Origin of the sequence: Nocardia sp. NBC_01327, from assembly GCF_035958815.1 — a bacterium.
Taxonomy (GTDB): domain Bacteria; phylum Actinomycetota; class Actinomycetes; order Mycobacteriales; family Mycobacteriaceae; genus Nocardia.
This window is the reverse complement of sequence record NZ_CP108383.1, coordinates 8,920,734-8,943,573: the sequence shown is the minus strand read 5'-3', so window position 1 is coordinate 8,943,573 and position 22,840 is coordinate 8,920,734. Positions and strand designations below refer to the sequence as shown.

The window sequence follows — 22,840 nt, the reverse complement described above, 5'->3', positions numbered from 1 at the left end:
GAAGCCGTGCCCGAGACAGGTACCGATGCGGTGCACGAAACAGTGCGCAGCACAGCACGTGGAACAGTCGACGCCCCGTGGCGGATCGGTACCCGCGGCAGTCTGCTGGCCCTGACCCAGGCCGGGCATGTGCGCGACGCGCTGATCGGCGCCGGGCAGCAGGCCGAACTGGTGATCGTGAAGACCGCCGGTGACAAGTCCTCCGCGCCGGTGCAGACCATCGGCGTCGGTGTCTTCACCGCCGCCCTGCGCGACGAATTGGCCGCGGGCACAGTCGATATCGCGGTGCACTCGTACAAGGATCTGCCGACCGCGCAGGATCCGCGCTTCGATATCGCGGCCATTCCGCCGCGTGAGGATCCGCGCGATGCGCTGGTGGCTCGTGACGGTCTGGTGCTGGGCGAGCTGCCCGCCGGCTCCCGCATCGGAACCTCCGCGCCGCGTCGTGCCTCGCAGCTGCTGGCCCTGGGCCTCGGTGTCGAAATCGTGCCGCTGCGCGGCAATCTCGACACCCGCATCGGCAAAGTCGCCAATGGTGAACTCGATGCCGTCGTGGTGGCCCGGGCCGGGCTGGCCCGCATCGGCCGCCTGGACGCCATCACCGAATCGCTGGAGCCGGTGCAGATGCTGCCCGCTCCGGCGCAGGGTGCGCTTGCGGTCGAATGCCGCAGCGAGGACACCGAACTCGTGACCATTCTGTCCGCTCTCGACGATGCCGGCACCCGTGCCGCGATCACCGCCGAGCGGGCGCTGCTGGCCGAACTGGAGGCGGGTTGCACCGCCCCGATCGGTGCGCTGGCCGAGGTCGTCGAATCTCTCGACGACGACGGCAGAGTGATAGACGAACTGTCGCTGCGCGGGTGCGTGGCGGCGATCGACGGCTCGGACACCATCCGGGCCTCTGTGGTCGGCTCGCTCGCGGATGCCGCGGAGCTGGGCCGGGCACTGGCGCGTGAGCTCTTGGAGCTGGGGGCGCGCGACCTGCTCAGTGACCCCGGAGATGCGAACCCGGGGGCCGAGCCATCCGACAACAGCAATCCCAGCCCAATGGAGAATATTCGATGAGCCGAGCGACGAAGAAGCACCCCGGCCGGATCCTTTTCGTTGGGTCAGGACCGGGCGATCCGGCGCTGTTGACTGTGCGTGCACGCGAGGTAATCGCGCGCGCCGAGCTGGCGTTCACAGATCCCGATGTCGACAAGGGTGTGCTCGCCTTGATCGGCAGCGCCGCCGAGCCGGGCCCCGACGGGGAGCTTCCCGTCGATGTGCGCCCCGCGCTGGGCGACCCGGCCGAGGTGGCCAAGACGCTGATCGCGGAGGCCCGCAACGGCTTCGACGTGGTGCGCCTGGTCTCCGGTGACCCGCTGACCACCGATTCGGTGATCCAGGAGGTCAATGCGGTGACCCGCTCGCACCTGATGTTCGAGGTGCTACCGGGGCTGTCGGCCGGGACCACGGTGCCCGCCTACGCCGGTATCGAGCTGGGCTCGAGCCACACCGAGGTCGATGTGCGCGGTGAGGTGGACTGGGCGGCCGTCGCGGCCGCACCCGGCCCGCTGGTGCTGCACGCCACCTCGGGTCACCTGGCCGAGACCGCCAGTGCGCTGGTGGAACACGGTATGGCGCCGCAGACTCCGGTCGCGGTGACGGTGCGCGGCACCACGCGTCAGCAGCGCACGATCGATGCCACGCTGGCGACCTTGAACAACGCGGCCTCGGAGATGGTCGGCCCGCTCGTGGTCACCGTCGGTAAAGAGGTCGAGAAGCGCGCCAAGACCTCGTGGTGGGAGTCGCGTGCCCTGTACGGCTGGACCGTACTGGTGCCGCGGACCAAGGAGCAGGCCGGCGAGATGAGCGAGAAGCTCGTCATGCACGGCGCCATCCCCATGGAGGTCCCGACCATCGCCGTCGAGCCGCCGCGCAGCCCCGCGCAGATGGAGCGTGCGGTCAAGGGTCTGGTCGACGGCCGCTACCAGTGGGTGGTGTTCACCTCCACCAACGCGGTGCGCGCGGTGTGGGAGAAGTTCGGCGAATTCGGTTTGGACGCACGGGCTTTCTCCGGTGTGAAGATCGCCTGCGTGGGCGAGGCCACCGCGGAGAAGGTGCGCTCGTTCGGCATCAATCCGGAGCTGATCCCCAGCGGTGAGCAGTCCTCCGAGGGCCTGCTGGCCGACTTCCCGCCCTACGACGACGTTTTCGACCCGGTGAACCGGGTGCTGCTGCCGCGCGCCGATATCGCCACCGAAACGCTGGCCGAGGGTCTGCGCGACCGCGGCTGGGAGATCGACGATGTCACCGCGTACCGCACCGTGCGTGCGTCCCCGCCCCCGGCGGAGACCCGCGAAATGATCAAGACCGGCGGTTTCGACGCGGTGCTGTTCACCTCGTCCTCCACCGTCCGGAATCTGGTCGGCATCGCCGGTAAACCGCACGCCCGCACCATCGTTGCCTGCATCGGCCCGAAAACCGCCGAAACAGCCATCGAATTCGGCCTGCGCGTAGACGTGCAGCCCGAAATCGCCCAGGTCGGCCCCCTCGTCGAATCCCTCGCCGAGCATGCCGCCCACCTGCGCGCCGAGGGCCTGCTGCCCCCGCCCCGCAAGAAGAGCCGCCGCAGCCGCTGAGGCTGTCGCCCTCGACCTGAACGGGCCCCGCATCCCACGATGCGGGGCCCCTTCGTCATCGGTGCGGGGGATACCTCAGCGCTGGGCCTGCATCATGCGGCGGACCATGCGGCACGTCGCATCCGAGGGCCAGTGCAGGCCGACGGTTTCGGCTGTGTCCCTGATTCTTTCGTTCGTGGCCTCGTCGGGGCTGAACGAGCCGGAGTCCAGCAGTGCGATGGCCAGGCGCATGGCCTTGAGTCGCCGATTGTGCGAGATGTACCACGAGCGCGGCCGGCCCGCGGGCAGCGGCTGCTTGGCCAGCGGCGCCCAAGCGTGATCGATGACGTCCCCCCGCCTCGGCACTCCCGCCTGATCGGACATGGTTTTCTTGCTTGACATATTTGATACGGCTGCGAGCACGGCCCATCCTCCCGTTGCGATCAAGGTTCCCGGCGAACGAATCTCGCCGCGAACTCTTCGAACACATCTTCGATTCTACTCGGGGACACCGACATATCCAGGCCCCCGCGAGGCCTCCGCGACGCGGGCATATCATGCGACTATGACCGGAATGGACCGCCCACGGCGGTTGCGCCGTACCCCTGCGCTACGCCGTCTGGTGGCCGAAACCACCCTGCAGCCACGGCAATTGATCCTCCCCATGTTCGTCGCCGACGGGCTCGACGAACCACGCGAAATCTCTTCCATGCCAGGCGTTTTCCAGCATTCGATGGATTCGCTGCGCAAGGCGGCCGTCGAAGCCGTCACCGCCGGCGTCGGCGGGCTCATGCTGTTCGGCGTGCCGCGCAGTGAGGACAAGGACGCGACCGGCAGTCAGGCCAGCGATCCGGACGGCATTCTCAATCGCGGGCTGCGGGCGCTCGTGCACGAGGTCGGCGGCTCCACGGTGGTCATGGCCGACACCTGCCTCGACGAATTCACCGATCACGGGCACTGCGGCGTCCTGGACGAGCACGGCGCCGTCGACAATGACGCCACGCTGCGCCGCTATGTCGAAATGGCGCTCGCACAGGCCGACACCGGCGCCGACCTGCTGGGCACCAGCGGCATGATGGACGGCCAGGTCGGCGCGATCCGGGCCGGACTGGACGCGGCCGGGCAGACCGACACCGGCATCCTCGCCTACGCCGCCAAGTACGCCTCCGCCTTCTACGGCCCGTTCCGGGAGGCGGTGGGTTCCTCGCTCGAGGGCGATCGCCGTACCTACCAGCAGGATCCGGCCAATCGCCGCGAGGCCATCCGCGAACTGGAACTGGATCTGACCGAGGGCGCGGACATCGTCATGGTGAAACCCGCCATGTCCTATCTCGATATCCTGCGCGATGTGGCGGACCGTTCGACCGTTCCGGTCGCGGCCTATCAGATCTCCGGCGAGTACGCGATGATCACCGCCGCCGCGCAGAACGGCTGGATCGATCGCCGGGGCGCCATTCTGGAATCCCTGCTGGGCATCCGGCGGGCGGGCGCCGATATGGTGCTCACCTACTGGGCTACCGAAGCGTCGCACTGGCTTGCGTGACCAACTGCTCGCCGTGAATCCGATGCAGCCCCCGGTGATTCCACGCCCGGTTCCCGAAGATGTGCGCACCGCCGGCCTGCTCTGGTACCTCGCCCTGGCCGTCGGTGTGGTGCAGGCGGTCGCCTCGCTGATCGCCTCGATCGGGCAGCGGCGGGATCTGGCGCAGCAGATGTTCGACCAGGTGCAGGGGCAGCAGCCGGTCACCCTGGCCCAGGTGCAGGTGTGGGTCATGGTGCTGCTCGTGCTCGTCGCGGTGTTCTGGCTGGTGCTCAGCGGGATCGCGGTCGCATTCGTCTATCAGCTGGCGCGCGGAAAGAGCTGGGCGCGCAGCATACTCACCGGATTCGCGGTATTCCTGCTGCTCGGCGCGGCCGGCACGCTCATCGGATCGGGTGCGAAACCCGGTGCCGCGGCGGTGGTCGCCGGATGTGCCGGAATCGTGCAGGCGGTGCTGGCGGGCGGGGCCGTATTCCTGTGTTACCGAAAGGAATCCGAGCTCTTCTTCCGGCCGGGGCCACGGTGAGGACCGTGAAGTTTGTTACGAGCGTACTAACGGGTAGGGTGAGGGCAGTCACAGAGAGTTCGGGAACCGGAAGCCGCTCGTTATGCGTTCAGCTCCGGAGAATCGGAGGCAACGATGCGAGTGGTGATCCAGCAGCCGCACAGCCTTCGGCGCGATGTGCTGGGGTTGAGTCTGCTGTTCCTGTTCGGATTGCTCACCCTCGCAGTGCTGTTGATTCCGGGTCTCTTCGGCTGAGCGCTGTGCATCCCGCGCGCGGATCCTCGCGCACCTCTTGCACGCTTGCTCCCGATCGCGGTCCCGCTAGATTCTCACTATGAGTGAGTCCGCTGCGAACGTTCTTTTCTCCGAGCCGGGTGCGCGCTATCGCACCATTGCCTACGGTCCGGTGCTGTGCGGGCTGATCCTGGTGGTGGAGGTTGTTCGCGGCGGTGCGGTGCACTGGTTCGGGCTCGTCTTCTGCGGGTTGCTGCTGGCCGGGTTCGTCTGGCTGCAGGTCATTGCCGGAAAGCGGCACATCAGCATCGAACTCACCCCCGACACGCTGCGCGAAGGCGCCGAAACACTGCCGCTGAGCAGCATTGCCGCGGTGTTGCCGGAAACTGATGACGAGTCCTGGGATTATGAGGACTGGGAATCGGCGCGGGCGCTCGGTGAGCTCAGCGGAGTACCGCGGCGGCGCAAGGGCATCGGGCTGAAATTGCGGGACGGCGGTCTGGTGCAGGCGTGGGCGCGCGATCACTACACCCTGCGGGCCGAACTGACCGCGGCGGTGGAACGGCTGTCCGGCGATACCGCCGAAAAGAAGACCGACCAGGCCGAGAGCGACGAGGAGGAGGCGCGATAATGCGATGGCTCGCTGTGCTCGTCGAATTCGTGCTCACGCCGGTGCTCGTGATCGCGGCAGTGTGGTGCTGGCACAAGGGAATTCACACCGGATGGTTCGCGGCCTCGGGGGATGCGCCGGGATACACGGCCTCCCGGTATTCGGGGCCGTGGCTGGCCGGCGCGGCCGTGGTGATGACGGCGGCCGGGCTGGTACTGCTCGATCTGGTCGCGCGGGTTTTCCGGCTCGCGCGCTGAGGTTGTATCGCGCCACGCCGTTGGGGGTGCGCGAGGATCCGCATTCGGTGGCTCGCGCTGGTGGGTACGCGGACAATCGAATCCATGACGCTCACATCCTGGCAGGACCTGCTACCGGCGCCCCTGAATTGCCTGGTCTCCACCGGCTGGGCGGCGTTCTGCCTGGGAGTGCCGCTGTCCTAGTGGCACTCCCGCCGGTCAGCCCCAGTTCTGGTAGATGTCCATCACGCGACCGCCGTGGGTGCCGGGCGCATTGAAGTACATGACGACGGAGCCGTCCGGATGGTCGGCGGCCTCCGCCACCACCTGCCGCAGTGAGGCGTGCACACCGCCGTTCTCGTCCTTGCGGATGGAGGTGTCCGGCTGCAGTCCCGCACCCATGCGGCTCAGCGGCACGAACATGCTCACGACCGCGGGCACCGGCCCGTCCGCCACCGCCGCCGTCTCGTCATGCGACAGCGACACCCCGATCCGCCCCTGATCGAACTGAGCGAACGGCGCTCCCGCCGCCGCCTGCCCCGCCCCCGCGACCAACGCCACCCCAACTCCGGAAACCGCAACCAATCCCGCACCGAACCGCGCAATCCGCATACCGTCCCGCTCTCTCTCGACGACGCCCCTACCTCGAAAGATTACGCACCAGCAACTATCTAGCAATCGAAGTTGCACTCAAAACGACCCTGCGTGTTGCCGCCCCCGGTTGCCCCCCTCCCGCCTCCCGGGAGCCGGATCGGCGGCCAGTGCCAACTAGCGGTGAGCGCCAAGTAGCGACGAATGCGGGACCGCACCGAGATCCGCACCGACGACTACGGCTGCGTAGCAATGAGATCCGAACCGGCGGTGACGGCAGGGTCGCAGCGCGAGCCGGGCAGGTGAAGCGGGCGAAGTAGCAGCGTGAGCCGGCGCGGCGGCGAAGGCAGGGCCGCAGTGCGAGCCGGACCAGTGAGAAGGCCGGGTCGAGGCGGGAGCCGGAGTGGGGGCGAGGGCGAGGTCGCACTGCGAGCCGGACCAGTGAGAAGGCAGGGTCGAAACCGGAGCCGGAGTGGAGGTGAGGTCGCACTGCGGGCCGGAGTTGGGGTGGGGGAGGGTTCGGTGGATGTTCCCTGGTCTCCGGCGGGGAGCGGCCAGCGGATGCGGGAGAGGCGGCGGGGTGCGAGGATTGCGGGTTCGGGGTGGGGTGGCGCACATCCACTACACCCTGTCGTCGATGAGGTTGCGCGGGCTGAGACACTGGGTGCCGTGAGTTCTTCTCCGCGTGTGAGCCAGGCGTCGGTGCCGGTCTCAGCCCAGCTTTTCGAACGCGCCGCGGCGGTCATTCCGGGTGGCGTGAATTCGCCGGTGCGGGCCTTCAATTCGGTGGGCGGGACGCCGCGGTTCATGGCCTCCGCGCGCGGGTGCACGCTGACCGATGCCGATGGCAACGAGTACGTGGACCTGGTGTGTTCCTGGGGTCCGATGATTCTCGGGCATGCGCATCCGGAGGTTGTCGAGGCGGTGCAGCGGGCCGCCACCGGTGGCCTGTCCTTCGGCGCGCCGACCGAGGCCGAGATCCTGCTCGCGGAAGCCATTGCGGCACGGGTCGACCCCGTCGAGCGGGTGCGCCTGGTGAACTCGGGCACCGAGGCCACCATGAGCGCGGTCCGGCTGGCCCGCGGATTCACCGGTCGATCCAAGATCGTCAAATTCAGCGGTTGCTATCACGGGCATGTGGACGCGCTGCTCGCCGACGCCGGTTCCGGCCTGGCGACGCTGGGCCTGCCCACCTCGCCCGGTGTCACCGGTGCGCAGGCGGCCGACACCATCGTGCTGCCCTACAACGATCTCGAAGCCGTGGCCGCGGCCTTCGCCGCGCATCCCGGTGAGATCGCCTGCGTGATCACCGAGGCCGCGGCGGGCAATATGGGCGCGGTCGCGCCGCTGCCCGGATTCAACGCCGGTCTGCGCAAGCTCACCGAAGACCATGGCGCGCTGCTCATCATGGATGAGGTCATGACCGGATTCCGGGTCAGCGCATCCGGGTGGTACGGCCTCGAAGGGGTGGCAGGCGATCTCTACACCTTCGGCAAGGTGATGAGCGGCGGGCTGCCCGCGGCGGCCTTCGGCGGTCGCGCCGACATCATGAATCGCCTGGCTCCGCTGGGCCCGGTCTATCAGGCGGGCACGCTCTCCGGGAATCCGGTGGCGGTCGCGGCAGGCCTGGCCACGCTGCGCGCCGCCGACGATCAGGTCTACGCGGCCCTGGATCGGAATTCGACGCGGCTCGGCGCGCTGCTCACCGACGCGCTCGCGGCCGAAGGTGTCCGGCATCAGGTGCAATTCGCGGGCAATATGGTGAGCGTGTTCTTCGCCGACGCCCCGGTCACCGACTATGCCGCCGCCAAGGCCGCTGAGACCTGGCGTTTTCCGGCCTTCTTCCACGCCCTGCTCGAGGCCGGCGTGTACGCGCCGCCGAGCGCTTTCGAGGCCTGGTTCGTTTCCGCGGCACTCGACGAGGACGCATTCGATCGCATCGCCGCCGCCCTCCCCGCCGCCGCGCGCGCCGCGGCCGCCGCCACCCCCGAAGGATCCGCCGCGTGAGCTCTAATCCCGAGACCGGCCTACCCGCCCCCGCGCCCGCCCCTCTCTCGCCCGCCGAGGCCGCCCGCCTCCTCGACTCCATCCGCCAGGCGGAAGAGGAACTGGCCGAGACCGGCGAGCACATCGCCGTCTCCCTCCCGGACGAAACCGTCACCCCCGCAACAGCTTCCGTGGAAACCGAGGCGTCGGCCGCCGAGCTGGCGGCTGTTGTTGCCCAGTGGGCTGCGGCAGCCGTTGTGGACAGCTCCGCCGAGGGCAGCGACGCGGAGGGGGGCGCGACCGAATCCGTTGCCGCCGAGTCGGCCGAGGTGACCGAAACCGATGTCGACGCGTCGGGCACAGGCGCCGCGCCGCAGGTGAGCGGAGTGCTGCTGCCCGGGGACGTGGCTTCCGATGCCGAGACGATCGTGCATGTCATGCGGCACGGTGAGGTGCACAATCCGAAGGGGATTCTGTACGGGCGACTGCCCGGATTCCAGTTGTCGGTGACGGGGCGGGCGCAGGCGCAGGCCGTGGCGCGGTCGCTGGCCGATCACGATATCGCGCTGGTGGTGGCCTCGCCGCTGCAGCGGGCGCAGGAGACCGCGGAACCCATTGCGGCGCACCACGGATTGATCATTCGGACCGATGACAATCTCATCGAGGCCGGAAACACCTTCGAGGGCCTGCGGGTGTCCATGAGTGACGGCGCGCTGTTCAAGCCGCGGCACTGGTGGAAGATGCGGGATCCGTTCACGCCGTCGTGGGGTGAGCCGTACCTGCAGATCGCGCACCGGATGCTGGCTGCCGCGAACAAGGCCCGGGTCGAGGCCGCCGGTCGCGAGGCCGTGCTGGTGTCGCATCAGCTGCCGGTGTGGACGCTGCGGCGCTTCCTGCAGGGACAGCGGCTGTGGCACGATCCGCGCAATCGCCAGTGCTCGCTCGCGTCCATCACTTCCCTTGTGTACCAGGGCGATACGTTGATCGACATCGTGTACAGCGAACCCGCGGGGGCTTCGGATCCCAAGGTGACGGGGGCATGAGCGGGTCCGCGTCCCTGCCTGGATCGCTGCGGCGTACGGCGTCGATCCTGCTGGCGAGCCTGTCCCTGGTGGCGGTGCTCGCCGGTTGTTCGACCGCAGGTAAGGACGCGGTGGCGCAGGGCGGCACCTTCGAATTCATCTCGCCCGGCGGTAAGACCGACATCACCTACGATCCGCCGTCCGCGCGCGGCACCATCGGCAAGCTGTCGGGCCCGGATCTCATGACCGCGGGCAAGACCACCTCGGTGGACGACTTCCCCGGCAAGGTCGTCGTCATCAATATCTGGGGTCAGTGGTGTGGCCCGTGCCGTGCGGAAGCGCCTGCGCTGGAACAGGTTTACGCGGCGACCCAGGACAAGGGCGTCGCCTTCCTCGGCATCAATGTCCGCGACAACCAGCAGGACAAGGCCCAGGATTTCGTCACCGACAACAAGATCGGCTATCCGTCGATCTACGACCCGTCGATGCGCAGCCTGCTCGCCCTCGGGGGCAAGTTCCCGACCAGCGTCATCCCCACCACCATCGTGCTCGACCGCAATCACCGTGTCGCCGCCGTCTTCCTGCGCTCACTCCTGGCCGATGACCTGCAGCCCACCGTGACCCGTCTCGCCGCGGAGACAGCCCAGTGAATGTGACTGTGCTTGCGAGCGTGGGGGATTCGTTCCAGCAGACCGCTGCGACCGGGCCGCTGCTGCTCGCGCTCGGTGCGTGCGTGCTGGCCGGGCTGGTGTCGTTCGCCTCGCCGTGCGTGGTGCCGCTGGTGCCGGGGTATCTGTCGTACCTGGCCGGAGTCGTCGGTGCGGAAGCGCCGCCGGTCACGGTCGAATCGGCGCAGCGCACCGCGGTCGCCGAACGCCATCGCGGCCGCATGCGGGTGGCGGGTGCGGCGGGGTTGTTCGTGCTCGGTTTCACCGTGGTGTTCGTGCTCGCCTCGGCCACGGTGTTCGGCACCATTCAGGCCTTGAATGTGAATCGTGAACTGCTGCAGCGCATCGGCGGCGGCGTCACCATCCTGATGGGCCTGGCGTTCATCGGACTCATTCCGGCTCTGCAGCGGGATACGCGCATGGAGCCGCGGCGTCTGAGCGGTCTCATCGGCGCACCCCTGCTCGGCGCGGTGTTCGCGCTCGGCTGGACGCCGTGCCTGGGTCCCACCCTGTCCGGCGTGATGGCCGTATCCGCGGGCACCGAGGGCACCACCGCCATTCGCGGGGTCGCCCTCATCGTGGCCTACTGCCTGGGCCTGGGCCTGCCCTTCGTAATCCTGGCGTTCGGCTCGGCGACCGCACTGCGCGGCGTCGGCTGGTTGCGCCGCAATTCCCGCACCATTCAGGTGATCGGCGGCATCCTGCTGGTTGCCGTCGGCATCGCCCTGGTGACCGGAGCGTGGGACCAGTTCATCTCCTGGGTCCGCGACGCCTTCGTCTCGAATGTGACCCTGCCGATCTGATGACCACAACCATCGAAACTCCCGCCGCCCCCGCCCGCCCGCCGCGTCAGTCGCTGCCCGGCCGCGCGCTCGCGCTGCTGCGCAATACCTGGCGCGGGCTCACCAGTATGCGCACCGCGCTCATGCTGCTGTTCCTGCTGGCCCTGGCCGCCATCCCGGGTGCGCTGCTGCCGCAACGCAGTCTGAACAAGCAGAAGGTCGACACCTATATCGGGAACCGGCCGACGCTGGGTCGCTGGATGGACCGGGCGCAGCTGTTCGACGTGTTCTCCAGCTTCTGGTTCACGGCGATCTATGTGCTGCTGTTCGTTTCGCTGGTGGGCTGCATCCTGCCGCGCGTGCTCGATCACTATCGGGCGCTGCGCACGCCGCCGGTGAAGGCGCCGCGCAATCTCGCGCGACTGCCGCACCACTTCAGCGGTAGTGATGCGGGCACGCCCGAGGAGGTCATCGAGCGCGCTCGGAAAGAGTTGCGCGGCTGGCGAACCGTGGTGCTCCCGGGTACGCGCGAGGGTGAGATCACGCTCTCGGCGGAGAAGGGGTACACCCGCGAGGCCGGCAACCTGGTCTTCCACCTGGCGCTGGTCTGCCTGCTGGCGGCCATCGCCATCGGCAAGCTCTTCGGCTACGAGGGCAATGTCGTCGTCATCGCGAACGACGGCCCGGGTTTCTGCACCACCTCGCCCGCGGTATTCGACTCCTTCCGTGCCGGCAATGTGAACGACGGCACCGGATTGGCCCCGATGTGTATACGGGTCAAGGACTTCAAGGCCGACTATCTGCCCACGGGCGAGGCCTCCATGTTCACCTCGAACATCCAGTACCAGACCGGTAAGGATCTGGACTCCGGCACCTGGCGCGACACCACCATTCAGGTGAATCATCCGCTGCGAGTCGCCGGCGACCGGGTTTACCTGCAGGGCCACGGTTTTGCGCCGACCTTCACGGTGACGTTCCCGAACGGGCAGACGCGCACCGAGACGATCCAGTGGAAGCCCGACGACGGCACCACCTTCCTGTCCTCGGGTGTGCTGCGCATCGATCCGCCGGGCGGCATGTATCCGAACGAGGAGGAGCGGCGCAAGCATCAGGTCGCCATCCAGGGCCTGTTCGCGCCGACCGCGCTGCTGCACGGTTCGCTGCTGACCTCCATGTATCCGGGTATGCGGGATCCGATGGTCGCGGTGGATATCTACAAGGGTGATACCGGGCTGGATACCGGTCGCGCACAGTCGTTGTTCTCGCTGGATCCGGAGATGATCAAGCAGGGCCGGCTGGTCAAGGAGCAGCGGGTGAATCTCAAGCCCGGTGAATCCTCGAATCTGTCCGACGGCACGAAGGTGACCTTCGACGGTGCGCAGGAATTCGTGAATCTGCAGGTCTCGCATGATCCGGCGCAGCAGTGGGTGCTGGTGAGCGCGGTGACCATGATGGCGGGTCTGCTCGTTTCACTGCTGGTGAAGCGGCGGCGCATCTGGCTCCGGGTGTACCCCGGCACCGAGGACGATGCAAAACGACGTACCGTAGTAGAAATGGGCGGATTGGCCCGCACCGACCAGGCTGGTTGGGGCGGCGAATTCGACCGATTGCGTGAGCGGCTGCTGACCGAGAACACGGGAGAGAAGTAATGCCGATCAACGAGACCATCGCCTCCTACAGCGATCTCGCGTTCAAATCGGCCATCGTGATCTATACGCTGGTCTTCATCATGCTGGTGTGGCAGTTCGCCATCACCCGCACGGTGCCCGCGACCGCGCGGGAGCTGGTGACCGTCGGCGGCGGCGCACCGGATCCGGTGCCCGCGGCTTCGGGGCAGGTGCCCGGCAAGGTCGTTCCCTCCGACCGCGCGCAGCGCGCGTTCCCGGAACGCCTGGGCAATATGGCTTTTGCCGTGCTGTTCGTCGGCTTCGGTGCGCATGTGGTGTCGATCATCCTGCGCGGCTTCGCGACTCACCGTTTTCCGCTCGGCAATATGTTCGAGTTCATCACCATGGCGTGCGCCGCCGCCCTGCTGGTCGGCCTGGTGCTGCTGCGTGATCAGCGCTACCGCGCCATGTGGTCGTTCCTGCTGCTGCCGGTGCTCATCCTGCTGTTCCTGGCGGGCACCAAACTGCATGTCGACGCCGCACCCGTTGTGCCCGCGCTGAAGTCGTACTGGCTGCCCGTGCACGTGACCGTGGTATCCATCGGCAGCGGTGTCTTCCTGGTCTCCGGCGTCGCGAGTCTGCTGTTCCTGTACCGACTCTGGCAGCCCGCAGGCCATGAGTCCGACAATATCTTCGGCCAGTTCGCCAGCCGCCTCCCCGACGCCCAGATGCTGGACCGCCTCGCCTACCGCACCACCATCATCGGCTTCCCCATCTTCGGCACCGGCGTCATCCTCGGCGCCATCTGGGCCGAGGCCGCCTGGGGCCGCTTCTGGGGCTGGGACCCCAAGGAAACCTGCTCCTTCATAGCCTGGGTCCTCTACGCCGCCTACCTCCACGCCCGAGCCACCTCCGGCTGGCGCGACACCAAGGCCGCCTGGATCAACATCGCCGGCTTCACCGCCATGCTCTTCAACCTCTTCATCATCAACATCGTGGTAAGCGGCCTGCACAGCTACGCGGGCCTCAACTAACCCGTCTGCCTTCTGCGGATCCGGTTCGGCGCGTTCGCCATTGGTGGATCAGACATGTCCCGAGGCGAATGAGTGTGACATCACGTCTCGGTAAGCTTCCTTCGCGGGTCGAGGTGCTTGTACTGTCCAGTTGTCTGTGACTGTCCGTACCGGAAACCTAAGGGAGACGTCGTGATCGACCCCACTGTGGCCGTGCTGCCGGTCGGCATCTGGCTAACCCTGCGTGTCGCTTCGCATTTCGGCGGCGGCACCGACCTCGACTACCGCCGCCGTGAGGTACACGCCGCCTACACCGTCAGCCAGCAGCCGAGTCGTGCTCCGAGCACTTCGGAACGTGTGCCCGTCGAGGTGTAGGTAGTTGCGGGGAACTGGTTCGAATCGGCAAACTCGGGACCTGGCGATATATCTAAAGTGAGATATCGTTGTAGGTATGAGTGAGAAGGTGACCGAGTCGCCGGGCGACGAACCTCTCCCGGTGCTGCCCGGATTCCGGGAGATGGCAATGCGCCGGATGTCGGAGGATCGCGCGCGGCTGATTGCCGAGCTGGCTGAGCGGCGGCGGGCGGCGGGGTTGTCGCAGACCGAAGTCGCTGCCCGGATGGGCACGTCGCAGTCGGCGGTGGCGCGGTTGGAGACGGAGAACGTCGATGTGCGGACTTCGACATTGCAGCGGTACGCCGCCGCGGTCGACAGCCGCATCACCTTGCACGTGACGAACGATACGGCTGAATCGAATCGGATCGGAGAACAGCCTTGAGAATCGAGACGAGCACACCTACCTCCCAGTGGCAGCCTTGGCCTTCGGAGTTTCCGAACTTCTACCCGGCGAAACGTCAAGAACCGCAGTCTTTTCCGGCGCCGCAGCCCTCGACGCACGTGTGGATAGACCCTCGCCCGGAGGTATCGGCGGAGGCATCGCTCGCGCAGCGGACGGTGATCGCGCACGGGCGCTTGGACGCCGCGGCTGCCACAGAGTTGTGCGCCCGATTGCTGACGCTGGATGCGGAAAGCGGGGGGCCGATCCGGCTCGAAATGTATGGGCTGGAAGCGGATCTGCTGGATGCCAGCACCGTGACCGATGTGCTGGACGTACTTCGCGCGCCCGTGAGCGCCTATGTGAGCGGCACGCTCGGCGGTGCGGCGCTGGGTGTGCTGGCATCGTGCGAGCACCGCTACGCCTATCGGAGTGCCCAGTTCGTCCTGCGGGAGCCGTCGGTGCGTCTGGATGGCGGGCTCAGTCGTGTCGAACCGCGACTCGAGCACGCACGAGCCATGTTCGGCGAATTGCTCACTCGTCTGGCGGAACTCACCGGTCGTGACATCGACCAGATCCGCCAGGACCTCGAACAACAGCGGATACTCACCACCTCCGAGGCTGTCGAGTACGGGTTGATCGAGGGACCCGCCACCCGCGAATAGTTCACGCTGGTCGCACCTTCCGAGGGGTGTCCGGGCCGATGGGTGTCCGGACTCCCTTCTCCCGCAACTGAAACGCCGCTGATCGGCTGGGCAGGTCGCCGTGCTATACATGGCCGGTTGTACTGCATGCTCAGAAGGGGAATCTATGACTCGGCGCCGATCTGCCGGCCGCATTATCGGTATGGCGACCGTGGGAGTGCTTCCCGCCGTTCTCATTTCAGCTGTCATCAGCGGTGGCAGTGCCTCCGCCGAACCGAATCTGCCGGCTGTCTGGTGCTCGCTGAATGTCGGTGACGCAAAGGATGCGGTGCTGGCGGGGATGGGCGCACCGAACGGAAATCAGGCTGACTCCTGGGTTACCGGACTGGGCGATACCGGAATGACCTTCGCCGAATGGGATGCGGACACCACGATCTTCCTCGCGACGTTCGATACGAACGATCGTGTCATCAATCTGCAGGCCTACGACGGGCAGATCGGGCCGAAGGGCGCGACGAACATCGGCTGCCCGGCCTTCCGCGCCGCGAACTGATCTGGCACACACCACCGGAGATCTCGAAATCGGCTGTGCAAGATAGGAACTCGGCGTAGCGCTGGGGTACGGTGTTTCGGCCCGGCCAGTCGGTCATACCTGAGACCGTCGACCGGGTTCGTTCGTGAAAAGGACTCCGGAAGAATATGAAGAAGCTTGTCACCACCGCCCTGATCACCCTCGGTGTGGTCGCCGCTATGGGCACCGCGCACGCCAGCAAAGACACCGAATGGCAGGTCGACGGCAGCTACGCGACCGAAGCCGCCTGTGACGCCGACGGCGAGGGCGGCACCTTCACCCGCCCCGACGGCAGCAAGCTCGACCCCAGCGATGACGAATACGAGTGCAACCAGCACAACGACGGCCTCTGGTACCTGTCCATCTGGACCGACTGAAGCAATCGGCCTGAGCGGTCGAAGATCGCACCGGAGCAGCATATTTCGCCGCCCAGTAGCGTTCTGTGACCGCTCAGGCCGGACCCCGCACCTCGCCTACCTTGCGGACTCGGGTGGTTTCTGCGGTGACGGGGTCGCCCCTGTGGTTTTCGGGGCGGAGTTGGGGGAGGGGGGTGCCGGTGTGGTCGACGAGGGTTGAGTGGGGTTCGTCGGGGGTGAAGGTGTGGCGTTCTCCCCATTGGCGCAGGGCCACGATGAGGGTGAAGAGGTCTTGGCCGGGGGCGGTGAGTTGGTAGGTGTGGCGTTTGCCGCCGGGGAGGGTGCTGGTGGTGAGGATGCCCTGGTCGACCAGTTTGCGGAGGCGGTCGGTGAGGATGTTCCGGGCTATGCCGAGGCGCTGCTGGAAGTCGGTGAAGGTGGACGCGCCGTCCATGGCGTCGCGCACGATGAGCAGGCTCCAGCGGTCGCCCACGAGGTCGACGGTGCGGGCGACCGGACAGAGCGGGTCGGTCCATTCGCGGCCGGAACCGAGGGGTGTGGTCATATGCCTCCTCCCGATTGGTTGCAATTGAAGACCATTATGCCCTATCGGGCGAGGTGATCAGGGCGCGGTCCGGCGGGGGAGGAGGGCTGCGGTGATCAGGGCCGAGAGCGCGAAAAGTGTTGCGTAGGCGCGCGTGAAACTTACTGAGCCCTAACGGAAGTAGGGAACAGGCTGCATCCAGTGGAAGCCGCGAGCGACGGCGGGGAAGCGCTGCAGGTCTATTCGGGTCAATTGCATTCGTACCGGACGCCCGCCGAGCTGTCCCTCCAGAATGAGCTGATCCGGTTGCGGCTGACGGTATTCCAGCGTCGCGATCCGTAACTGGTGTGCCAGATCCTTCGACAGGATCACGGTATGCCGGTCGGTATCGATCTGCGCCGGAAGGGAGAACAGTGAATCATCCATGCGCTGCGCGGTCATGCCGATGGGAATATCGAAGATGATCCGGCGTAATCGCACTGTGGCGCTGAGCATTTGATTGTCATCCGGTGATCGGCTGAAGTCGACCAGCGCGGGCATATCCTGTCCGCCCACCGTGTAATCGGTGATGTCCCAGATGCCGTAGAGCGGGGAGTGCGGCCGGTCATTGCCGTAGCTGTGCCAGGCATCGGCGCCCTCGGTGATCGCGGTGAACAGGAGCCACACGCCGAATACCAGCTGAGCGATCAGCAGAATCCGATTGCCGCGCGGTGTGGTGCGCAAGGGCTCCGGGCTCCGGACCGGCACGGCGCCCCCGGCCAGTGCCGTGACGGTCCGGACGATATGGGGTGCGGCCAGCACCAGCGCGTACAGGAACAGCTGCAGGGAGAAGATCTTCACCGGCACATCGAAGGTGAGATTCAGCAGGAAGATCTGCAGCGTCACGATGACGGCGAGCACCGAACCCAGGCCGGCGGTCCGTGGCAGCACCAGCAGCAGCGCGGCGGTGAGTTCCGCTGCGCCCAAGGCGATTTCGTAAGGTTGCGACAGTGACGTCTGCGCCCACAGCACCGCCATCGGGCTCATATCACCGAACGGTTCCACCAGTCGGTCCAGGCTGAACGACATCTGCGAGGGCAGCAGTTTCACCATCCCGTACAGCAGCAGTGCGCTCACCAGGGCGGCACGCAGCAGCAGCCGGAACCATTCGTACAGCCGCGAGTAGTCCGGCCGCCGCCGATCCAGCACCGACCACACGGCGGTGACCACCACGGCGACGAGCAGCCAGGTGAAGATCGAAACCCATTGCGCCGCAGTGTCTCCACTGCCGGTCGGCGTGAAATCGATGCGCACGCCGAAGAGATGCTCACCCACCACGTCGGTGAGCGGATGCAGCGCCGTCCACTCCGCCACCGCGGTCACCGTCCGCTGCGGTACCCCGAACGAGCGCAGCAGCGCATAGGTCAGCCACGCCCCCGCCATCCCGATCCCCAAAAACACGAATCCGAACCGGAAACCCATGCGCGCCAGCGGATGCCACCGCTCACCCGCCGCCCGCTCCTCATCCCCGCCGATCACCTCGGCCGCCGCCAACTGTGTCACCACACCGATCCCTCCCGCAGCCGAGTGCCTTGCGGGCCAGAACGTTATGGCAGCGAACGAGACAGTCCTATCCGGCAAAACCCTTGCCCCGAGCGCCCCCGCCCCCGAAATTCGTGCCCCGAACTTCCTGCGCGGGATCGCCTTCGGGCCGGACGAGAGATCCCCGCGGCCCAGGACGGGTGCGGGGATCTCTCGGTCTCAGCTGGGGTCGAGTTCGATGGAGTCGGCGTTGGCGAGTTTGACGGCTTCGCCGGTCGCTTCCTTGGCTCGGGCGCGGTCCCATTTGGGGTTGTCGGTGTGATTGTTCTCGGCTACCCGGGCCTGCATGGGTTCGATCAGCGGGTCGGGCGGTGGACCGGTGCCGGAGGCCAGGCGGGCCGCCTCTGTTTCGCGGCGTTGGTCGCGGCGTTCGGCGGAGTGCGTATCTCCCTGCTTGCGGCGTGCATCCTGTGAGAGGTTCTCGTCCTTTTCCATCGGGCACCTTCCGGTCGCATACGGATGTCACCCAGTATGCGCTCGGGGCGGTGCCCGGCAGGAGCGGTCTCGCTGGAAAATAACCAGGACGGTCGGTTTGCTAGAGAATCGCCGACCTGGGAGAAGGGCTCAGTGATCGGGGGAGCCGGGTTCGCCGTCTCGGTGCTGGCGAGAGAGCCGCCAGAGGAAATCCGGGTCGTCATCGGGTCCGATAACGCGCTTACGTGGTGCCGATGCTGCACCGGTGCGGGCCGGTCGCTGGGGGCCGAAAGCTTTCCAGCACAACATCGCGACGGCCACTACTGCGATGAGTGCCAACAGGTACGTCACGTCGCTCACCTCCTGCCAACGAGGGTAATCCGTGTCCGTACCCGCAGCACCGCGGAACGGTAAATATGGGATTTAGACGCGGGTCGCCTCGGTGGTGAGAGACCGGAGAAGCGTCAATACTTCGCTTTCGCGGAACCGGCGGTGACCGCCCGGAGTCCGCAGTGAGCCGAGCCGTCCCGCATGAGCCCATCGCGTCACGGTCTTCGGATCGACATGGAACAGGGCTGCCACCTGGCCTGGGGTAAGCAGGGTGTCCTGGCCGTTGACGGAACCCATTACGCGGCTCGCCGCGGTGAACGCAGTCATTCGCAAACCTTTCCGTTTCGTCAGATCCCTCATCAGTAGCGACATCGTTGCACTGCACCCCCTGTGTGTTCGAACAGTCTCGATTTGGTAAAGGGGAAGTAATAGACAAAACGGATATCCGTACTGTGTTCGCGGTCACCGATTCGGCCGTTGCAGCGAATATCCAGCGACATTCGGGCAGAGGGCACCGCGTCCGCCCGAATCGCCGTCACCTAGGCTGTTCCGCGTGAGTGACGCAACCCCGCCCGCGAGCGCGGGCCGCCGCATGGGCAAGACCCTGGCCATCTACACCCTGGCCCGGCTCGCCCTGGTCGCCGTCCTCGCCGCCATTATTCTGGGCGTCGCAGCGATCGTGAATGTCGATATCCCCATCATTGTGGCGCTGCTGTTCGCGCTGCTCATCGCCCTGCCGCTCTCGCTGCTGCTGTTCAAAAAGCTTCGGACACAGCTCAATAGGGACATTGCCGCCTTCGATGCGAAGCGGCGCTCGGACAAGGAGCAGCTGATGTCGCGCCTTCGAGGCGAAGAGAAGTGAAACGCTGCGATCATTCCGCGCCGCGCGACTGGGTCGACAATGCGGTGCGACTGATCGACGCGGATGCGCAACGCAGTGCCGACACGCATCTGCTGCGCTATCCACTGCCCCCCGAATGGGGTGTGCAGCTGTACCTCAAAGACGAATCCACCCACATCACGGGCAGTCTCAAGCATCGCCTGGCGCGCTCGCTGTTCCTCTACGCGATCTGCAACGGCTGGGTCACCGAGGGCACCACCGTGGTGGAGGCCTCCTCGGGTTCGACGGCCATCAGCGAGGCCTATTTCGCCAAACTGCTCGGCCTGGAATTCGTGGCAGTCATGCCCGCTACCACCTCGCCGGAGAAGATCGCGCTCATCGAGGCGCAGGGCGGGCGTTCACATCTGGTCGCCAAGTCGCCGGATATCTATACCGAGGCAGCGCGACTCGCAGCTGAATGCAACGGCCACTATATGGACCAGTTCACCCATGCCGAGCGCGCCACCGACTGGCGCGGCAATAACAATATTGCCGAATCGATCTTCCATCAGCTGGCATTGGAGTCGCACCCGATCCCGGAGTGGATCGTCGTGGGCGCCGGCACCGGCGGTACCAGCGCCACCATCGGCCGCTATATCCGCTACCGCCGCCATGCCACCCGGCTGGCCGTGGTCGATCCGGAGAATTCGGCCTTCTACGGCGGGTACGAGCTTTCGGACGCCGACTATCAGACCGGAATGTCCTCACGCATCGAGGGCATCGGGCGGCCGCGGGTGGAGCCCTCGTTCGTCGGCCAGGTTGTCGACACCATGATCGAAGTGCCCGATGCGGGTTCGATTGCGGCCGCCCGGCATGCGAGCGCACTGCTGGGCCGCCGGGTCGGCGGGTCCACCGGCACCAATCTGTGGGGCGCATTTGCCCTGATTGCCGACATGATCGCCGCGAATCGTACCGGCAGTGTGGTGACTCTGCTGTGTGACGGTGGAGACCGTTATGCCGGAACCTATTTCAATGACGATTGGGTTGCCGGTCAGGGGCTGAGCCTGGTGGAGCCCACCGCCGTCATCGATCGATTCATCGCTACCGGTCATTGGTCCGGCTAGTTTTCCCACGGCACGGCGGTCGGATGAGAAGGGTTGATCACCCATCCAATTGATTGCTACTGGTTTGCTGTAGCGACTGTGTTGATGTCGGTTCGCGTAGCGAAGCTTCCATCTGTGAGCGTCGGCCGGGGGATTCGGCCGTCTCGGCGGCGTTAATAGGCCTTGACGCGCGGGGCCTTTCGCGAATTACTGGACGCGTGACCGCCATCGGGTGATCGACGCCACTGCCGAGCACGAGCATCCAGGACTGCAGGCTCGATTGCGTACGCCAGATGTTGATCCGCAACTCGGTGATGGCCAGCGTCCGCGGGTTCCGCACCAGCTTCGTGCGATCGGGTCGCTCATTGGAAACCGATTCGGTGCGCCAGACGGTGGCGAACTCCGGACTCTCCAGGCAGTTGTCGAGGATCCGCTGGGTGTGCTCGTCCGGGCCGCGCCGCGCCAGCAGCAACCGGAACAGGCCGGCGGCCTGCCGCATCTCGCCCGGCCAGTCGACCAGCACGGTGCGCGCCACCGGGTTGAGCATCATCCACTCGACGTAATTGCAGCCCGGGTCGAGCTCCGGAAAGGCTTCCGCATGCGCCGAATTGATGGCCAGAATGTCCATCGCGCCCGAAATGTACGCAGCGATCTTGGGATTGAGCAGTTCCAGATACTCGAGATCGGTGGGTGTCGGGTGATCGGCCTCGATCCGCGGGAACGGGCCTTCGGCCAGCACCAGGGCGTATTCGAACTCGGCGGCCGGCAATTCCAGGGCGGTGCCGAGGGATTCGATGACCCGGCGGGAGGGGTTGGCGCCGCCCTCGATCTTGGTCAGGTAGGGGACCGAGAGGTTGGCCAGCCAGGCGAGCTGCGGGCGGGTGAGATTGGCGGCCGTTCGGCGCTGGCGAATGTACTCGCCGAACGTGGGTACTCCATTCATTACTTAGGGTGACCTTACTTGTATTGCCGTCTGGTACACACGCGGTCGTCCGGTGATACACGCACGGGATGGTCGACGAGGGGTGTGCGGTGTCCGGTTCTGCTCCAATAGTTTGAAACAACAACAAATCAGGAGTCGAGTTGGGGCAGCATCCGAGGTCGGTGGCCGGTGGCAATGTCACGGAGGGGCCCTGGGTGTTCACCTCGGGGCAAACTGCGGTCGCCTGCCAGCAGGAAGTGCGAATCGTCGAGACGGGATTCGGGGAGTTCGTGAACGCATGGGAACCCGCGGCCTTCGGACTCTACGAGGACCGTGACGGCGATATCTGGGAGAAGGAAGTCCGCGGCTGGCGGCTGCGGTTCCAGAGTGGCGTCGAAGTCGAGCCCGAGGTGATCTGGGGCTGGGTGGACGGGCATGTGCGCGACTACGCGCCGTTCGTCCCCTGGAACTGACGGCGAGAACAAATCCGGTTGTGTCAATTTTCGTTGACGCGCCCGCGATGTCAACGTAAATTGACGTCATGAGCGAAGCAACAACTCTGGCGGCCGCCGCCGGCAGTCCCGACCCACAGGTCGGACTCCGCGCGGTGTTGGCACTACGCCGGCTGCTCGAGCGACTCGAGGCCATCCAGGTCACCAATGCCCGCAGGCAGGGCTGGTCCTGGCAGGCCATCGCGGACGCACTCGAGGTCAGCAGGCAGGCGGTCCACCAGAAGTACAACCGGAAGGGCGGTATCCGCTGATGTTCGAACGATTCGACAAGGCGGCCAGGTACGCGATCGTGGTCGCACAGGAGGAAGCGCGCGAACTGCGTTCCTCCTCCGTGGAGATGGAGCACATGCTGCTGGGGCTGCTGGCCTCACCGGACGACGGGCTCAAGCAGATGCTCGCCGAACGCGGCTATACCGCGGAGGGCGTGCGAGAGGCGCTGGCGCGCAAGCGAACCGGCGATCCCCTCGGCGCGGAGGATGCGGAGGCCCTGCGCTCCATCGGCATCGATCTCGACGCGGTCCGCGAGAGTCTGGAGGCCACCTTCGGTGAGGATGCGCTGGAACGCGCTGTCCCCGTTGACGAACCGCGGCGCGGGCGCTTCCGTGGTCCGAAAGGTTTCCCCACGGGCCACATTCCGTTCGATCGGGATGCCAAGAAGGCTCTCGAGCTTTCTCTGCGCGAGGCACTGACCCGGGGCGACAACCACATTGCGGCCGGGCATGTGCTGCTGGGCATTCTGCGCGCGCCCAATGCGGCGACGCGGCAGCTGCTCGGCGACAACGACGCGGTGCACACACTGCGCGCCGCGGTCACCGAATACCTCGACAACGCGGCATGAGCAGGGCCCGGTCGCGGGGGAAGCGGTGGCGGC

General features: G+C 66.5%; 30 protein-coding genes. 22 read left to right on the top strand and 8 right to left on the bottom strand.

Annotated elements, in window-relative coordinates:
- The first annotated feature begins 30 nt into the window (after window positions 1-30).
- Together hemC and OG326_RS40965 are read left to right on the top strand one after the other, a co-directional pair.
- A complete protein-coding gene (gene hemC / locus OG326_RS40970; RefSeq protein WP_327146758.1) occupies window positions 31-1,065 on the top strand; it encodes a hydroxymethylbilane synthase in 1,035 nt (344 codons plus the stop codon).
- Entirely contained in the window at window positions 1,062-2,624 is a 1,563-nt protein-coding gene (locus tag OG326_RS40965; protein ID WP_297628664.1) for a bifunctional uroporphyrinogen-III C-methyltransferase/uroporphyrinogen-III synthase, read from the top strand. The genes hemC and OG326_RS40965 overlap by 4 nt, the downstream gene beginning before the upstream one ends.
- A gap of 75 nt (window positions 2,625-2,699) precedes the next feature.
- On the opposite strand, the gene OG326_RS40960 is transcribed toward OG326_RS40965, so the two are convergent.
- Window positions 2,700-3,005: a hypothetical protein gene (locus OG326_RS40960; protein WP_327142446.1), complete on the bottom strand. Its 306-nt coding sequence runs from the start codon at window positions 3,003-3,005 to the stop codon at window positions 2,700-2,702.
- Between the two features lie 163 nt (window positions 3,006-3,168).
- Between OG326_RS40960 and hemB the strand changes: the two genes are divergently transcribed.
- The 4 genes from hemB (at window position 3,169) to OG326_RS40940 (ending at window position 5,749) form a co-directional block, all read left to right on the top strand.
- Window positions 3,169-4,146, top strand: a complete 978-nt coding sequence (gene hemB, locus OG326_RS40955) for a porphobilinogen synthase (RefSeq protein ID WP_327142445.1) — start codon at window positions 3,169-3,171, stop codon at window positions 4,144-4,146.
- Complete coding sequence (locus OG326_RS40950; protein ID WP_327142444.1) at window positions 4,139-4,669, top strand: hypothetical protein; 531 nt, start codon at window positions 4,139-4,141, stop codon at window positions 4,667-4,669. Before hemB ends, OG326_RS40950 begins: the two co-directional genes overlap by 8 nt.
- Before the next feature lie 313 nt (window positions 4,670-4,982).
- A complete protein-coding gene (locus OG326_RS40945) occupies window positions 4,983-5,513 on the top strand; it encodes a hypothetical protein (protein WP_327142443.1) in 531 nt (176 codons plus the stop codon).
- Window positions 5,513-5,749, top strand: coding sequence for a hypothetical protein (locus OG326_RS40940; RefSeq protein WP_327142442.1), 237 nt, complete (start codon window positions 5,513-5,515; stop codon window positions 5,747-5,749). The genes OG326_RS40945 and OG326_RS40940 overlap by 1 nt, the downstream gene beginning before the upstream one ends.
- 198 nt (window positions 5,750-5,947) lie before the next feature.
- On the opposite strand, the gene OG326_RS40935 is transcribed toward OG326_RS40940, so the two are convergent.
- Entirely contained in the window at window positions 5,948-6,289 is a 342-nt protein-coding gene (locus OG326_RS40935) for a hypothetical protein (RefSeq protein ID WP_327142441.1), read from the bottom strand.
- A gap of 699 nt (window positions 6,290-6,988) precedes the next feature.
- On the opposite strand from OG326_RS40935, the gene hemL reads away from it, so the two are divergent.
- From hemL to OG326_RS40880, 11 genes are all read left to right on the top strand, one after another.
- On the top strand, window positions 6,989-8,326 hold the full coding sequence (gene hemL, locus OG326_RS40930; protein WP_327142440.1) for a glutamate-1-semialdehyde 2,1-aminomutase: 1,338 nt from the start codon (window positions 6,989-6,991) through the stop codon (window positions 8,324-8,326).
- Window positions 8,327-8,742: 416 nt separating this feature from the next.
- Window positions 8,743-9,348, top strand: coding sequence for a histidine phosphatase family protein (locus tag OG326_RS40925; RefSeq protein ID WP_327146757.1), 606 nt, complete (start codon window positions 8,743-8,745; stop codon window positions 9,346-9,348).
- Window positions 9,345-9,977 carry a TlpA disulfide reductase family protein gene (locus OG326_RS40920; RefSeq protein WP_327142439.1) on the top strand — a complete coding sequence of 211 codons (633 nt, stop codon included), beginning with the start codon at window positions 9,345-9,347 and terminating at the stop codon, window positions 9,975-9,977. Before OG326_RS40925 ends, OG326_RS40920 begins: the two co-directional genes overlap by 4 nt.
- Window positions 9,974-10,798 (top strand): cytochrome c biogenesis CcdA family protein, encoded by an 825-nt coding sequence (locus OG326_RS40915; RefSeq protein ID WP_405134515.1) that lies wholly within the window; start codon window positions 9,974-9,976, stop codon window positions 10,796-10,798. The genes OG326_RS40920 and OG326_RS40915 overlap by 4 nt, the downstream gene beginning before the upstream one ends.
- Window positions 10,798-12,426: a cytochrome c biogenesis protein ResB gene (gene resB, locus OG326_RS40910; protein ID WP_327142438.1), complete on the top strand. Its 1,629-nt coding sequence runs from the start codon at window positions 10,798-10,800 to the stop codon at window positions 12,424-12,426. The genes OG326_RS40915 and resB overlap by 1 nt, the downstream gene beginning before the upstream one ends.
- Window positions 12,426-13,418, top strand: coding sequence for a c-type cytochrome biogenesis protein CcsB (gene ccsB / locus OG326_RS40905; protein ID WP_327142437.1), 993 nt, complete (start codon window positions 12,426-12,428; stop codon window positions 13,416-13,418). Before resB ends, ccsB begins: the two co-directional genes overlap by 1 nt.
- A 171-nt stretch (window positions 13,419-13,589) precedes the next feature.
- Window positions 13,590-13,772: a hypothetical protein gene (locus OG326_RS40900; RefSeq protein WP_327142436.1), complete on the top strand. Its 183-nt coding sequence runs from the start codon at window positions 13,590-13,592 to the stop codon at window positions 13,770-13,772.
- A 76-nt stretch (window positions 13,773-13,848) separates the two neighbouring features.
- Complete coding sequence (locus OG326_RS40895) at window positions 13,849-14,175, top strand: helix-turn-helix domain-containing protein (protein ID WP_327142435.1); 327 nt, start codon at window positions 13,849-13,851, stop codon at window positions 14,173-14,175.
- A 119-nt stretch (window positions 14,176-14,294) separates the two neighbouring features.
- Complete coding sequence (locus OG326_RS40890; protein ID WP_327142434.1) at window positions 14,295-14,837, top strand: ATP-dependent Clp protease proteolytic subunit; 543 nt, start codon at window positions 14,295-14,297, stop codon at window positions 14,835-14,837.
- A 145-nt stretch (window positions 14,838-14,982) separates the two neighbouring features.
- Window positions 14,983-15,369: a hypothetical protein gene (locus OG326_RS40885; protein ID WP_327142433.1), complete on the top strand. Its 387-nt coding sequence runs from the start codon at window positions 14,983-14,985 to the stop codon at window positions 15,367-15,369.
- 146 nt (window positions 15,370-15,515) lie between these two features.
- A complete protein-coding gene (locus OG326_RS40880) occupies window positions 15,516-15,764 on the top strand; it encodes a hypothetical protein (protein WP_327142432.1) in 249 nt (82 codons plus the stop codon).
- Between the two features lie 73 nt (window positions 15,765-15,837).
- Here OG326_RS40880 and OG326_RS40875 read toward each other — a convergent pair whose 3' ends face one another.
- The 5 genes from OG326_RS40875 to OG326_RS40855 form a co-directional block, all read right to left on the bottom strand.
- Window positions 15,838-16,308 carry a winged helix-turn-helix transcriptional regulator gene (locus OG326_RS40875; protein WP_327142431.1) on the bottom strand — a complete coding sequence of 157 codons (471 nt, stop codon included), beginning with the start codon at window positions 16,306-16,308 and terminating at the stop codon, window positions 15,838-15,840.
- Window positions 16,309-16,458: 150 nt separating this feature from the next.
- Window positions 16,459-17,829 carry a DoxX family protein gene (locus OG326_RS40870; protein ID WP_327142430.1) on the bottom strand — a complete coding sequence of 457 codons (1,371 nt, stop codon included), beginning with the start codon at window positions 17,827-17,829 and terminating at the stop codon, window positions 16,459-16,461.
- Window positions 17,830-18,027: 198 nt separating this feature from the next.
- The gene (locus OG326_RS40865) at window positions 18,028-18,303 is read right to left on the bottom strand and encodes a hypothetical protein (RefSeq protein WP_327142429.1); all 276 of its coding nucleotides are present in this window, start codon (window positions 18,301-18,303) and stop codon (window positions 18,028-18,030) included.
- Between the two features lie 129 nt (window positions 18,304-18,432).
- Window positions 18,433-18,633 carry a hypothetical protein gene (locus OG326_RS40860; RefSeq protein WP_327142428.1) on the bottom strand — a complete coding sequence of 67 codons (201 nt, stop codon included), beginning with the start codon at window positions 18,631-18,633 and terminating at the stop codon, window positions 18,433-18,435.
- 72 nt (window positions 18,634-18,705) lie between these two features.
- The gene (locus tag OG326_RS40855; protein ID WP_297628623.1) at window positions 18,706-18,939 is read right to left on the bottom strand and encodes a BldC family transcriptional regulator; all 234 of its coding nucleotides are present in this window, start codon (window positions 18,937-18,939) and stop codon (window positions 18,706-18,708) included.
- 226 nt (window positions 18,940-19,165) lie between these two features.
- Here OG326_RS40855 and OG326_RS40850 point away from each other — a divergent pair, with 226 nt between their 5' ends.
- The gene (locus tag OG326_RS40850) at window positions 19,166-19,474 is read left to right on the top strand and encodes a DUF4229 domain-containing protein (RefSeq protein ID WP_442790888.1); all 309 of its coding nucleotides are present in this window, start codon (window positions 19,166-19,168) and stop codon (window positions 19,472-19,474) included.
- Window positions 19,471-20,556: a PLP-dependent cysteine synthase family protein gene (locus tag OG326_RS40845; protein WP_327142427.1), complete on the top strand. Its 1,086-nt coding sequence runs from the start codon at window positions 19,471-19,473 to the stop codon at window positions 20,554-20,556. The genes OG326_RS40850 and OG326_RS40845 overlap by 4 nt, the downstream gene beginning before the upstream one ends.
- A gap of 37 nt (window positions 20,557-20,593) precedes the next feature.
- On the opposite strand, the gene OG326_RS40840 is transcribed toward OG326_RS40845, so the two are convergent.
- The gene (locus OG326_RS40840; RefSeq protein ID WP_327142426.1) at window positions 20,594-21,478 is read right to left on the bottom strand and encodes a helix-turn-helix domain-containing protein; all 885 of its coding nucleotides are present in this window, start codon (window positions 21,476-21,478) and stop codon (window positions 20,594-20,596) included.
- Window positions 21,479-21,618: 140 nt separating this feature from the next.
- On the opposite strand from OG326_RS40840, the gene OG326_RS40835 reads away from it, so the two are divergent.
- The 3 genes from OG326_RS40835 (at window position 21,619) to OG326_RS40825 (ending at window position 22,807) form a co-directional block, all read left to right on the top strand.
- Window positions 21,619-21,930: a hypothetical protein gene (locus tag OG326_RS40835; RefSeq protein ID WP_327142425.1), complete on the top strand. Its 312-nt coding sequence runs from the start codon at window positions 21,619-21,621 to the stop codon at window positions 21,928-21,930.
- 68 nt (window positions 21,931-21,998) lie between these two features.
- On the top strand, window positions 21,999-22,220 hold the full coding sequence (locus OG326_RS40830; RefSeq protein WP_067817856.1) for a helix-turn-helix domain-containing protein: 222 nt from the start codon (window positions 21,999-22,001) through the stop codon (window positions 22,218-22,220).
- Complete coding sequence (locus OG326_RS40825; RefSeq protein ID WP_327142424.1) at window positions 22,220-22,807, top strand: Clp protease N-terminal domain-containing protein; 588 nt, start codon at window positions 22,220-22,222, stop codon at window positions 22,805-22,807. Before OG326_RS40830 ends, OG326_RS40825 begins: the two co-directional genes overlap by 1 nt.
- Window positions 22,808-22,840: the final 33 nt, after the last annotated feature.